General features: G+C 36.2%; 13 protein-coding genes. 8 read left to right on the forward strand and 5 right to left on the reverse strand.

Annotated elements, in window-relative coordinates; translation table 11 throughout:
• Nucleotides 1-122: 122 nt before the first annotated feature.
• Entirely contained in the window at nt 123-1,244 is a 1,122-nt protein-coding gene (locus ACMAYL_RS04425) for a saccharopine dehydrogenase (protein WP_412469742.1), read from the forward strand.
• Here the strand turns inward: ACMAYL_RS04425 and ACMAYL_RS04430 are convergent.
• Both ACMAYL_RS04430 and ACMAYL_RS04435 read right to left on the reverse strand, forming a co-directional pair.
• Nucleotides 1,229-2,050, reverse strand: a complete 822-nt coding sequence (locus tag ACMAYL_RS04430) for a glycosyltransferase family 2 protein (RefSeq protein WP_199177505.1) — start codon at nt 2,048-2,050, stop codon at nt 1,229-1,231. The two genes, ACMAYL_RS04425 and ACMAYL_RS04430, sit on opposite strands and share 16 nt — an antisense overlap.
• Entirely contained in the window at nt 2,040-2,963 is a 924-nt protein-coding gene (locus tag ACMAYL_RS04435) for an aldo/keto reductase (protein WP_412469744.1), read from the reverse strand. The genes ACMAYL_RS04430 and ACMAYL_RS04435 overlap by 11 nt, the downstream gene beginning before the upstream one ends.
• A 74-nt stretch (nt 2,964-3,037) precedes the next feature.
• Here ACMAYL_RS04435 and ACMAYL_RS04440 point away from each other — a divergent pair, with 74 nt between their 5' ends.
• On the forward strand, nt 3,038-4,072 hold the full coding sequence (locus tag ACMAYL_RS04440; RefSeq protein WP_412470790.1) for a hypothetical protein: 1,035 nt from the start codon (nt 3,038-3,040) through the stop codon (nt 4,070-4,072).
• Complete coding sequence (locus ACMAYL_RS04445) at nt 4,069-5,070, forward strand: SPL family radical SAM protein (protein ID WP_412470791.1); 1,002 nt, start codon at nt 4,069-4,071, stop codon at nt 5,068-5,070. Before ACMAYL_RS04440 ends, ACMAYL_RS04445 begins: the two co-directional genes overlap by 4 nt.
• Here ACMAYL_RS04445 and ACMAYL_RS04450 read toward each other — a convergent pair whose 3' ends face one another.
• Nucleotides 5,071-6,027: a hypothetical protein gene (locus ACMAYL_RS04450; protein ID WP_412470792.1), complete on the reverse strand. Its 957-nt coding sequence runs from the start codon at nt 6,025-6,027 to the stop codon at nt 5,071-5,073.
• Nucleotides 6,028-6,261: 234 nt separating this feature from the next.
• On the opposite strand from ACMAYL_RS04450, the gene rpmB reads away from it, so the two are divergent.
• Entirely contained in the window at nt 6,262-6,498 is a 237-nt protein-coding gene (rpmB, locus tag ACMAYL_RS04455; protein WP_103216731.1) for a 50S ribosomal protein L28, read from the forward strand.
• A gap of 82 nt (nt 6,499-6,580) precedes the next feature.
• On the opposite strand, the gene ACMAYL_RS04460 is transcribed toward rpmB, so the two are convergent.
• Nucleotides 6,581-8,275 carry a S8 family serine peptidase gene (locus tag ACMAYL_RS04460; protein ID WP_412470793.1) on the reverse strand — a complete coding sequence of 565 codons (1,695 nt, stop codon included), beginning with the start codon at nt 8,273-8,275 and terminating at the stop codon, nt 6,581-6,583.
• A gap of 148 nt (nt 8,276-8,423) precedes the next feature.
• Between ACMAYL_RS04460 and ACMAYL_RS04465 the strand changes: the two genes are divergently transcribed.
• Together ACMAYL_RS04465 and ACMAYL_RS04470 are read left to right on the forward strand one after the other, a co-directional pair.
• Nucleotides 8,424-9,101: a hypothetical protein gene (locus tag ACMAYL_RS04465; RefSeq protein ID WP_103216729.1), complete on the forward strand. Its 678-nt coding sequence runs from the start codon at nt 8,424-8,426 to the stop codon at nt 9,099-9,101.
• Between the two features lie 17 nt (nt 9,102-9,118).
• Entirely contained in the window at nt 9,119-10,126 is a 1,008-nt protein-coding gene (locus ACMAYL_RS04470) for a DUF4340 domain-containing protein (protein WP_103216728.1), read from the forward strand.
• Here the strand turns inward: ACMAYL_RS04470 and ACMAYL_RS04475 are convergent.
• On the reverse strand, nt 10,123-11,061 hold the full coding sequence (locus tag ACMAYL_RS04475) for a hypothetical protein (protein WP_103216727.1): 939 nt from the start codon (nt 11,059-11,061) through the stop codon (nt 10,123-10,125). The genes ACMAYL_RS04470 and ACMAYL_RS04475 overlap by 4 nt on opposite strands.
• Nucleotides 11,062-11,239: 178 nt before the next feature.
• On the opposite strand from ACMAYL_RS04475, the gene ACMAYL_RS04480 reads away from it, so the two are divergent.
• Nucleotides 11,240-12,250, forward strand: a complete 1,011-nt coding sequence (locus ACMAYL_RS04480; protein WP_146037759.1) for an HD-GYP domain-containing protein — start codon at nt 11,240-11,242, stop codon at nt 12,248-12,250.
• Nucleotides 12,251-12,374: 124 nt separating this feature from the next.
• On the forward strand, nt 12,375-12,590 hold the full coding sequence (locus ACMAYL_RS04485) for a hypothetical protein (protein WP_103216725.1): 216 nt from the start codon (nt 12,375-12,377) through the stop codon (nt 12,588-12,590).
• Nucleotides 12,591-12,633: the final 43 nt, after the last annotated feature.

The following is a 12,633-nucleotide window of genomic DNA, read 5'->3' on the forward strand; positions in this document are numbered from 1 at the left end:
ATATAGTTATACATTAAAATGGCCTGTAAATCTTACAAATTTAAGAATGTGACAAGGCCCTTTGCTATAGTAATCTATTAGCTTTGCTATAAGTATACGATTTTTCTGGGAGATTAAATTTCATGACAAATAGGACAATCTGGCTTCGCCATGAAACAAAACCATTTGAAGAGCGTAGTGCACTTACGCCCCAAGCTGCCCTAATGCTAAAGGAGCTTGGTCATGAAGTAATTATTGAACGCTCACCTAGTCGTATTTTTAAAGATGATGAATTCGAAGCACTTGGCCTTAAGATGATGCCTACAAATTCATGGATAAACTTTGCACCGGCAAATGCTTTTATCCTTGGTTTAAAAGAATTAGATGTTCACACTTTTCCATTAACTCACAGACATATACACTTTGCTCATGTTTACAAAAATCAAACAGGTTCAAAAGAAATGCTTGATCGTTTTATTCAAGGAGATGGAAAATTATATGACCTTGAATACCTAACAGACCCTAAAGGGAGAAGAATTGCAGCATTTGGGAAGTGGGCAGGATTTGTGGGAGCGGCCCTAGGACTTAAGAACTGGATTTGCCAACAAAGAGGAAAAGACTTTAATGACTGTGGCCCATTGAACTCATATTCATCTCAGCATGAGTTAATTAATGAGATATCAAAGGAGCTGGATGAGCTTGGTTCAAGGCCGAGAGTTCTTGTCATTGGAAACCGTGGACGTTGTGGCCGAGGAGCAAAAGAGTTACTTGAGGCTGTTGGTGTTGAAATGACTGGTTGGGGAAGGGCCGATACACAAGTGGCCAGACCTATTAAGCAAATTCTCGATTACGATATTCTAGTCAATTGTACTTTAAATAAAAAACCGGCCGAGCCATTTCTCAATTTAGAAATTCTACAAAATGAAAGAAATCTTTCTGTAATTTCTGATGTTAGTTGTGATCCTACAGGTCCTTGTAACCCTCTTCCGATATATCCTGATATTACGACAATTGATATTCCAACGTTTAGAGTTCAAGAGTTAGATCAGCTTTTAGAAGTTACAGCTATTGATCACCTTCCATCTCTTCTTCCAAGAGAAAGTACTGAAGAATATGTGGAGCAATTACTTCCTCATTTAATCAATTTACTTAATGGCGATATTGAAGATTCTCCGTGGGAAAACGCACTTGAGATTTTCTATCAAAAAACGATTGAGCTAGGCCTAGAGAAAAAGTTAGTCGAAGAGCCTCAGCTATTGATGTAATTTTCAATAGCTCTTACTTCATCGTAATTTTCAAAATTTTCGTATTTTTCATAGCCCTTAATAAGGTATTGGCACTTTTTTAAACAAAGCTGAGTTAACACTTCAATTCTCTCAGTTGAAAGCTGGCGATTTTCTTTGGCCCAGGCCATGGCCTTAACTCTCCAGTAATCCATTGCAAAGAACTTGAAGGATAGTTGATCATCATGACCTGCATGCTTAATTACCAGAGGCTCATCTAAGAAGTCGATTTCATACAAAGAAGTTATCTTAAGCCATAGGTCATAATCTTCGCACACAATAAAGCTTTCATTAAAACCATTCATCTCTTCAAATAATGTTCTTTCAAGTAAAACGCTTGAAGGTGAAATGACACAATTTTTTAAAGAGCGAATAAACATATCCCCTCCGACTTTTTGATGAGCTTTTTTTTGTTTTACAACTTCACCATCTCTAAGCCAAAGCTCCCCTGTATGGCAGAGTCGATGTTTTGAGCTATCTAGTAAGCTTAATTGTTTTTCAAGCTTGTCTTCTTTCCACTCATCATCAGAGTCAAGAAATGCGATATATTTCCCTGAAGATTTTTTTACACCTAGATTTCGAGCAGCTGAAACTCCTCTATTTTCTTGAAAAAAATATTTTATGCGAGAATCCGAGTAGGACTCAACAGTTTGCTTTGAATTATCAGTTGAACCATCATCAATAACAATTAATTCAAAATCTTGAAAACTTTGACCTAAAACAGAGTCAATTGCACGGGCCAAGAACTTGGCCCGATTGTATGTGGGAATAACGACACTAACTAACACTATTAATAATATCTTCTAGTACTTCTTTCGTAACTTTCTTCTCAAGAGAGTTTAGGACTCCATCTAATTGGTCATGATCTCTAGCACCACAAAGAACAGTGCTTAGTTCATCATGAGAAAGATTAAAGTGAATTGCAAAGTCTAAACCAGTAAGTCCGTGCTTTTCTAGTGCAGGTTGCATTCTTGCAACAATATCATAGCGACTTTCTTTATCCATGGCCTTCCACCATGGTGCCCATGAGCGGCAGTCACTTTTGTCAAATTTTCGATCCTTCGTCACTCGTCCAGTTAGGATTCCTTTATCAAGAGTTCCCCAGCTCATAAAACTTAAGTCATTTTCATTTACGATTGGGAAAATATCTTTTTTAACGTCTTGTTCAAAAAAGTTAAATTGTGATTGGATCACCTCAACTCGATCAACTTGTGACGCTAATTTAAACTCTTCGGCCGTTGTATTACAAAGTCCGATATGCTTAACTTTTCCTTCATGCTTGGCCTTTGCAATAACCTCAAGAGTTTTTCTGATATCCACTCTTTCATCAGGCCAGTGAACCATATAGAGATCAATATAATCTGAATTTAGATCTCTTAGTGATTGTTCAATCATTTTTTGAGTGACAACTGGATCATTAGTCATATCCACTCGTTTATTCTCGTGCCAAGTCACACCTGACTTAGAAACAATAAAAACTTTTTCACGATTATTTTTAAATGCTTCGCCAATTCTCTTCTCACTCTCACCAAAGCCATAAATCGGTGCCGTATCAAAGATCTTCACTCCACGATCAAAGGCGTATTGTAAAAGACTAATCGAATCTTCTTTACTAATATCACCAAATCCATAACCCGCGCCCTCTCCAGAGATACTGGCGCCACCAAAAGCAAATTGTCCAAATTGATCTAATATTTTCATAAGTCATGAATATCTATTTCGCCTAAATGCGTAAAGACTTGACGCACCGACAAGATAAACGTTATTTCCTAGTTATGGATTTACTTGTATTTGCCCACCGCGGCGAAGCTCAAACATTTTTAAAAGAGATGGATTTTAAATCACATCCAGACTTTAATGACCTCTACTTATGTGCAGATAAGAGCTACGGCTTAATTCTGACTGGAGAAGGCCCACAGAACGTTCTCATGGCCCTCACATATGCTATGGGTATCCTTAAAAACCAGGCAATTCAAATAGGTCAAATCATCAATCTTGGAATATGTGCTTCATTTAATGCTGATCTTAAGCAGGGTGAGATTTTTGAAATCAGAACAATCTACGGGCAAGAGGAATTCAAAAGTTTTCAATGCCAACAAAGCTCATCTAAGCTAGATCTTATCACTGCAAATGAAAGAGTTCTTGATGGCGAATTAGCAAAATCACTTTCACACTTTGCCCCTTTGGCCGATCGCGAAGCATGGGCCATTGGTCTTGCTGCAAAAAAATTTCAAACACCACTTAGAGTTTTTAAATTGATTTCGGATCACGTCACTGATGCACCTATTTGTGAATATATAAAAGAGCATGCCCAGGATTATTCCCAAGAGCTTTACCGCTACTTTATTGAGTCTTTTACAAGTGAAGAAAAATTACAAAGTGACGATCTTGCTCTACTAAATGATGATGCATTTTACTTTACACTCTCACTTGAGCGCGAAGTAAAAAATCTCGTACAACAAATTCTTATTAAGTATGATATGAGTTTAAGTGATCTTTTAAACTTAAGCACATTTAAAGATATTCAAGCATTAGAGACAACCCCAAAGAAGAAGGCCCTCGAGCTTAGAGACTTCTTAAAAGAGAAACTCTATCCGACTCGTACTAAGATTATTAGACAACTAGATAACTTTATCAAAGAAACAGGACTTGATAAAAATGAATTATCTTATGATCCTTCTCTTGAAAAAGTTGTGCTAAACCTTAGAACTAAAATTAATTCTGAAAAAGAAATCCTTGATCTACAAAAGAAGCTTTCAAAGATTGATTGGCAAAAATTCAACGCCCTTATGAATGGAGAAGAGCTTTGAAGATCGAGAAAATCTTTATCGAAGATTCAATTAAAAATTCTCTGATCTCAAATCAGCTTCCACTTAAGTTTCCAAAGGCTACAGTCCAAATAATCGAAAATTACGCTGATATTTGGGGCAGAGTTAAAAAGCCCTACTTACAAAAGAGAGATTCTCTAAATCTCTTTATTGCAAGAAAGCAAGGCCAACTCGTTAAAGAGGCTCCCAATGCCTACGGTATCTCAGGAGAGCCTCACTACTACTTTATCCACGCTTACAACTGTATCTATGAGTGCGACTACTGCTACCTTCAAGGTTATTTCAATACTCCTGACCTTGTTCTCTTTGTGAATCACGAAGAGATTATAAGTGAGATGCAAAAAATTGCTGAACAATCGGATGAGAATATGTGGTTTCACGCAGGCGAGTTTAGTGACTCTCTTGCCCTAACTCACCTAACTGGAGAGCTAGATTACTACCACAAATTTACAAAGAAAAATCCTCACTGCTACATTGAACTTAGAACCAAATCAGCAAATATAAAAGAGCTTCTAAAACTAGAGCCACTGCCAAACTTCATCACTTCTTTTTCTCTTTCGCCAAAGAATAAGATTAAGTCTCACGACCTAAAGACACCAAGTCTTGCGGCCCGCCTAAAGGCCATTAAAAGCCTTTATGAAGCAGGTCACCCCATCGGTATTCACTTTGATCCTGTGATACACAGTGAAAGTTTTGAAAGTGAATATGAAGAGCTAATTAGTGAACTATGCAGTGTGATTCCCTTAAGTAAAGTTGAGTATATTTCCATTGGTGTTGTACGCTTTACGAAAGATGTCTATTCACAGGTCAAGAAGAACTATCCACAAACAACATACTTCCATTCAGAACTTACTAAGGGTGAAGATGGAAAGATTCGCTATCCAAGACCAATGAGAATGTGGATATTAGGAAAGATTAAAGATCTTTGTCTTAAAGCAGGTGCCTCTAAAAAAAGTACCTATCTTTGCATGGAAGAGTAATTAATCATTTAGATATTCAGGATAACTAATATATAGAATTTCAATTACAGACGAAGAAAAGCCTCGTTGTCTTTCGCGGTAATTACGATAGATCTCTCCAGGATTAACAACCTTTGCCTTCTTATCTGAATCTTTCATTATCCCAACTTGCGTCGCGGCCATCTCATCATAAATCGACTCAAGTTCAGAAAAGTATTCGTCATTCTTGCTTGATAAACTTCCAAGGGCCTTTAATAGAGTAAGTGACATTAAGATATTATCTTGTAAGCTATCACTTTCAAGACTTACAACTAATTTATTAACCATACTGCCCACAATCTCGGCCCTTTGGTTGTCAGTAATTTTACCTTCACTAGACATTTCAATTAGTGTTTCAAATAGAACTGTAATATTTGATTGGCGACAAACAAGTGGAGCGCGCATAATCTTTGCCATATCATCTTCACTTATCTCATCAACACTATCCAAAGCCTCTTGAGCAAGTTCAGGAAAGCGTTTTGCAATAGCTCTACCTTCGATATTTATTAATAAATCCATCGCACGATTAAGGAGACTCAAAACATTGCCGTCTTCTTTTGCGTAAAAGCCAGAATTTGGATCTATGATTTGAGCAGGAGGCATATAATCATTATAAGTCTGTTCACAATCAATATTGGCCTTTCTAAGCTCTTCTATTGAACCACTCAGCTCAGAGAAAACACCATTGTCCATACCGAGCCCAACCAACGCAACGACCTCATCGTCAGACCTTTTATAATCACTCTTTTCATGAAATTGCTTTCGCGGGACAAACTTTTTCTTTGGTAATTCACGGTTAGTGAAGGCCACCGGAGCATTCTGTGAATACTGCTCTCTTAGGGCCTCAGGATGGTATTCGTCATTGTAGTAAGTATAGAAATAGTAACCGAGGGCCATTAAGACCAAGACTGACAAAAACAATAATATTCGTTTTTTCAAATCTCTTTCCTCGAAAAAAGTTCTAACTATCTAGAATTACATTTAATAATAATTATATGATAACGATATTTCGCTGCTATGTCCAAACAACTTTGATTTTTTGCAGTAAAAACCATGGGATATTACGCAATTTGTACAAAAGTAGTTGCACTTTTACGACGTTATGTTTATATTCTACAACCTAATAACCCATATATTAATGTAGAGTTTATATAAATAAATAAGGATGAAGTGATGGCACGTACATGTGATTTAACTGGAAAAAGAAGACTTGTTGGTAACAAAGTTTCTCACGCTAAAAATAGAACAAAAATGACTCAAAAACCAAACCTACAAACGAAGAGAGTTTTTGATCCTGTAACTGGTGAAACAATTAAGCTTAAGCTTTCAACTAGAGCAATTAGAACTCTAGATAAAGTTGGTTCACTTTCTAAGTTCCTAAAGAAGTACAAGCACCTTTGGAACGCTTAATTAGATTTAACTTAAAAGTTATATAGATAAAGAAAAGGCCAGCATTAGCTGGCCTTTTTATTTGTGTGAATTTTAAAAATTCTTAGTATTGAACATCTACTTGATCAATAACAAATCCCCACTTCTGAACTGAACGGTCAGACTTGAAGATAAGCTTTAAAGTATCACCTTCAGCGAAGAAAGAAGTATAGTTCTCACCTGCTCCAGTAATTTTCTCAACTAGAACACCTCTTGCATCTCTAACTTCAATAAAGTCATAACGATTCTCAAGATCAAATTTACGAACTCTAACTCTCATAAACTTTGCACCTTCTACTGAGTAAGTTGTTTCAAGAGTTTGGTTTTCTGTATATGGGTGCTCTGATTCAAAAGAAGCAACATCAACTGTTTGCCAATCTTCTGGATTTGGTTCGTTTCTTTCTGGAACTGTGTCTGTAAGAAGGTTGTAAGCGTTGATACGACCAGCATTGATTGTCTTACCTCTAAGAGCAGCAACAGGATCAGAAGTTACCATAACTTTATTTCTTACTTGTAGTGGAGTTAGTCCTTTATTTTCAGAAAGGAAAAGTCCAATTACACCAGAAACATGTGGAGTTGCCATTGAAGTTCCAGAGTAAGATGCATATCTACCATTAATAACAGTTGATAGAATTTCGTGTCCTGGAGCACCGATGTGTACAGTTGAGCGTCCATAACAAGAAAAGCTTGCTAGTTCATCAGCAGCAGTTGTAGCTGCAACAGAAATTACGTTATCAACATTGTAGTTTGATGGGTAGTGTGGACGTGAATCATTATCTGTTGAAGAGTTACCAGCAGCTGCTGTAAATACGATACCTGCTTCATTTGCTCTTTCGATTGCTTCTTTAAGAGCTTCTGAGCGGCCACCGCCTCCCCAAGAGTTAGACATAATATCAACACCAATTTTTGTTGCGTAATCAATTGACTTAATTGCCGCTTCAGTTGAACCTGAACCGCTGTCTGTTAGGAATTTAATCCCTACAAATTGTACATCTCTCATTACACCAGCAACACCAATTGCGTTATGTGAAGCACCGATTGTACCAGCACAGTGTGTTCCGTGAGAGTGTCCGTCCATTGGATCACCATCGTTATTTGCGAAGTCGTATCCGTGAACATCATCAATATATCCGTTTCCATCATCATCAATTCCGTTACCTGGAATCTCACCTTCGTTTGTCCACATTTGATCTTTTAGATCTGGGTGGTTGTAATCAATCCCTGTATCGATAACTGCGATTTTAATTGCACGATCACCTTGAGTGATTTCCCAAGCTCTTAGTGCATCAACGTCAGCACCTTCTACACCTGAAACACCTCTTGGAGCATTAGAACCTGTATTTTTTAGACCCCAAAGTTGTCCAAATTTTTCATCTGCTGGCGTGTAGTAAACACCTTCATCTGAAGTTGTGTTATAGCTTAAGATTTCTTCTAATACATTTGTGTTTACGATTGGCTTAACGATTTTGTAGATAAAGTTTGGCTCTGCATATTCTACTTCTGCTCTTTCATTCATCTGCTTTGCAATTGAATCAATTGATACAAGAGACTCGTTAAATTTAACAACATAAAGATCCCCTGACGTAAGCTCGATACGACGGTCAAGTGAACTTCCATGTAATGATTGTCCAAAGAAACTTTCAACTGAAACATCTTTCTTTAGCTTAACAATTAGTTCACCTGGAACGTAATCAGCAGCTAGTGGAGAAAGTGCCATCGCTGAAACAACAGCTGGTGCTAAAAATGCGTTTAATCTCATTAGATCCTCCTAATCTTTTTATCTCCCTTCCATGGGAGACCCTATGCTAAGACTTTTAAATAATTGTCTATCAAGTAGTTTAGCACCCTTTCAGAGGCAAAAATTTCAAAAGATACAAAATATTGAAAATGTGAGAAAATGTTAGTTAATGATACACGGTAAAAGTAGCGACCCAGTCCTAATTAAAAGAATCAAAGTTAACGTTTGGACACTTCGAGATGAAGTAGAAGCAGCGGTAAAACTAAGGTACAAGAATGGTGAAAAGCCTAATATTGATGACCTTATTGAGACTTATAAAGATAAAGGTGAACTTCCAATCAATGATAGTATTGAAAGTGAAGAAGCAGCACTTGATCCACAAGCTTTGGCAGATGCTGCCATGTCTGGAGACAATGTTACTCCGATAAAAGAAACGAAAATCATCAAGCAATTTATTCCTGATTTACCTCCAGAAAAGGTCTACGTCGGCAATATTCTCCTATCTGAACTTTATATGGATGGGATGTATTTCTTTTGCGAAAGACAATTTACTCAGGGCCAATCAATTGTCGTTGATATTCAAATTCCAAATCGTATCATCCTAAATGGTGTGGTTGTCTTTTCTCGTAGCTACAACATGAAAAGTCGCATTATCTCTCAAACGAGTATGCCATTTAGAACAGGGATAAAGTTCACTTTTCTTAAAGAGGGTGAACGTACACTTCTTAGAAATTTCATCAAATCTATTGAGCCAGAAGTTAGAGAAGAGCCGGCGGCAGTAGCGGCCAGCAAAGAAAGTAGCTCAGGTGGCGATGACGACTTCGATCTCTTTGACGATCTCGAATAAGAATTCTAGAATTTCTTATGCAAAATATAAAACGTAATTACTTTTCAGCTAGTCTTGTCTCAATACTCTTTATTACTCTCCTATTTGGAGCAGTTATTAGTGAGTTTTTTCAAGCACCGGTTATTACATCTAAAGAACTTTCTAATCTCCAATTTCTTTTCACAAGTGATCAGATTGATAAGGTTGAGGATATTTCACTTCAATCAAACCTTGGACGATTTAGTCTTGCTAAAAATAAAAACCAATGGATTATTACGAAGCCTAGAAGAATCAATGCTAATGAAGCAATCATTAATAAACTTTTAGACTCACTAAAAAATGTAAAGATTAAAAAGATCTTTCCAAAAGATCCAATCAACCTTTCAAACTTCTCACTAGATAATCCAACTTCAATTGTTACATTAAAGGGTGAAAATGGAGAAGATGAAACGATCTCATTTGGACTTATCAATCCTATCGATAACTCTACATATGTTGTAAGCGATAAAGACAATGCGATCTACCACGTTAATGCCGTTAAGTTTTCACTTGAGAAAATCGACCTTCCATCACTTATTGACTCACGAGTCTTTAGTTATGCTCCAAGCGATATCAGAGGTGTTAAAGTTATAAACTCAGGCAAACTACGTTTTGAATTTAGTCGTAATGATAAAGACATCTGGGTATCAGGAAATAAGGCCCTTGATGATGAAGCAGTCCAAGAGTTCCTAGTTAAACTAACGAGTTTTAAATCAAATTCAATCCTTGATAAGCGTACTGAAAAGATGGACAGTGCAATTGAGCGCTATCTTGCTAAGCCATATTATAAAGTTATTGTAAAAATTAAAACTGGTGAAGAGATTGAATATGATCTTTCTTGGGTATTAACTAGTCTTCCAGATCTTAATATTGAGAAAAAAGAGAACTTTATTATACGAGCTTCAAATAGAGAGCACCCTTTCTTAGTAAGCAAAGAGTATCTAAATGTATTATACAAAAGGCTTAAATCTTTTAGACCAAGCCCTTTGAATAATATTATTTACTAGTCGATTAAATTGTTAAGAATTTGAGAAGCTGCACCTTCAACTTCATCAATGACGTGTTGGATAGCTTTTCCAATGCGGTGGTGCTTGATTGGAAACTTAGCAAAAGGAATGAACATATAATATGTCTCCCCTTTACATGTCTCAAGAGCATTTAAGTCCTTAAAGATATTCTCATCGAAATCAATTTTAACTGTTTTTGCTCTTGTACAATTTCCAATAACTTCATCAAATTCTTCGAATTTTTTCCCTGTAGCGCTGAGGAGTCCCCCAACCTCAGCACTAAGAGATATTTGGTCGGACTGCGATAGACTTAAGAAGTTCTTATGACCTTCAATTGATACAAGGATTCCCTTGCGACTCAACTGAACAATCTGTCCATCAACAGGTTTTAATATTGAATTCCAAAATGAAAATTTTGCTTTTAAATTTGTGTTCATTCTAAAGTCGCGATGACTTAGAGAAAGATTATTTAATAGACGGTCATATACAAATAATTTGTAGATATCGTAATCAACCCATCTCATTGAATGGAGATGCATGAATGGACCGGCCTTATGCTTAAGAGAAATAAGAGTTTGCTTATTAACATCAAACCATAAGTGCTTAAGCCTTGGGTCTATATAGAAGTTATAAAGATCAAATAGAGTCGTCTCCATCTCACCTTTCTTATTAACAAGCCATACAGGAATTTCTTTGAAAGTTTCAAGCTCTTCCTTCACTTCTTCAATACTCATTGAAGAATCACCATTGATATGACGCTCTTTCATTGCACAAATTAATTTCGACCAATTCGACCAGTGTAAACTGTACGAACTATCATCAAATAGTTGAATTGATTCAAATAATTTCGGATCAGCAATGTAATCTTCTAGATTCTTAAGCGCACTCATGGCCTTCTCTCTTGTCAAAATTAGCTCAACATTCGTTGTATTCAACCAATATAGCAACTTAGTTAATAAATTCGAGCCTTATTAAAATTAGCCTTTATATTCTATTGATTTCGGGCTCTTAACTTAGAACGTTAGGCTTTTTCCAAGAAATTACAAAATTGCGAAATATTGCCTATTATTCTTGGTATTTAATGATTTTAGCGACTTAAGCTATAATATGAACATGAGAGCAGAGGATATATTCCGTAAATCACATTTGGCACTAAACTTGACCCCTTTTACGATTAGGGAGCTTTTTAATATTCCGACAACACCTTGTGATGTTTATATCTTCGAAGATGGTAAGTTTAAGCACAACCTCTACCGTGGAACATATGTTTCTAATGACACTCTTAAAGAGATGATTGAAAGAGGTCACACGATTGTTTTTGCAAGCAAAGAACAAAGGCAAGAACTGAAAGAGCTGCAACAAGATTGCCTCAGGCAAGTAACTCGCTCTTTTTCAATGGGTGATACTTATCAAAATTGTAAGAATCAACTTAATCTTATTACCATAAACCTTCGATATCTCTTTGAAGATCCTACTGATGATAATGCCCTCAATCTTCAGTATCAAAGCTTAAAAGTACTGGCATCTTTCTTGATTAAGAATCCAAAAATGCACGAAGCGCTCTATCGTTTTTTTGCGGCCCAAGGTCATCATTATATTTTTGCACAACCCCTACTTTCATCAATTTTTCTAGTAGGGATATTAAAGACATCTCAACTTTATAATGACAAAGATATTGAGAACTTTTTTATCACGAGTTATTTTAAAGATATTGGAATGTCTGCCATTCCAATTGATAAATATGACAAAGAGAACCTATCAGAGATGGATAAGGTACTACTTGCAAAACATCCAATAATTTCAGCGAGAATTTTACAAGGTCGTATTCAACTAAGCCCTGCTCACATGAAAGTAATAGAAAACCATCACACGTTCAGTATTCTAGATAAGTATGATTCAGATAATCAGTATCTAAAAAACTTAACAGTGACAGGTTTTGAAACAATCATGGTTAATATTTGTGATATCGTAGCGGCGATGATCTCTCCACGCCCATATAGAGAGGCTTTAACAATTTTTGATGCTCTAGAAAAAGTACGCACACATATTAGTAAAGACTACCCTCACGAGTTTAAAATTATCATTAACTATTTCAGGAATTTCTTTACAAGTTCAGTCAAGTAAAAAAAACTTTTCATTACGTTTCAAATATTTCAAAATAATAATTAACCAAGGAACCGGTTAATATATTTTTAATTACATATATTTAAATAAAACTATAGATTGCTAAATGATCCAGGGAGGGAACATGGCCAACGAAGTAAGCCCAGTTACGGGAATTATCGCAGAAGAAAACGTCTTTATCGATTTTGGTGAGCACGAAGGAAAATCAATCCTTGAAATTCAGGACACTCTACCTGATTATTACGAGTATCTCGTAAACAAAAGAGAAGAAGGAATCTGTACGATTCGTCGTAATCAAGATAAGTCCTTCAGACTTTACGTATCAAATACATTACAATAATCACGCAGGGCGACAATGTCGCCCTTTTTTTTTAACAAAATCT

This window comes from Halobacteriovorax sp. RT-2-4 (assembly GCF_047085445.1).
In the GTDB taxonomy this organism is placed as follows: Bacteria; Bdellovibrionota; Bacteriovoracia; order Bacteriovoracales; family Bacteriovoracaceae; genus Halobacteriovorax_A.

Coding starts and splice junctions, on each gene's coding strand:
- ACMAYL_RS04460 (WP_412470793.1), bottom strand. CDS start 8,275: ATGAGATTAAACGCATTTTTAGCACCAGCTGTTGTTTCAGCGATGGCA.
- ACMAYL_RS04435 (WP_412469744.1), bottom strand. CDS start 2,963: ATGAAAATATTAGATCAATTTGGACAATTTGCTTTTGGTGGCGCCAGT.
- rpmB (WP_103216731.1), top strand. CDS start 6,262: ATGGCACGTACATGTGATTTAACTGGAAAAAGAAGACTTGTTGGTAAC.
- ACMAYL_RS04425 (WP_412469742.1), top strand. CDS start 123: ATGACAAATAGGACAATCTGGCTTCGCCATGAAACAAAACCATTTGAA.
- ACMAYL_RS04440 (WP_412470790.1), top strand. CDS start 3,038: ATGGATTTACTTGTATTTGCCCACCGCGGCGAAGCTCAAACATTTTTA.
- ACMAYL_RS04465 (WP_103216729.1), top strand. CDS start 8,424: ATGATACACGGTAAAAGTAGCGACCCAGTCCTAATTAAAAGAATCAAA.
- ACMAYL_RS04485 (WP_103216725.1), top strand. CDS start 12,375: ATGGCCAACGAAGTAAGCCCAGTTACGGGAATTATCGCAGAAGAAAAC.
- ACMAYL_RS04480 (WP_146037759.1), top strand. CDS start 11,240: ATGAGAGCAGAGGATATATTCCGTAAATCACATTTGGCACTAAACTTG.
- ACMAYL_RS04470 (WP_103216728.1), top strand. CDS start 9,119: ATGCAAAATATAAAACGTAATTACTTTTCAGCTAGTCTTGTCTCAATA.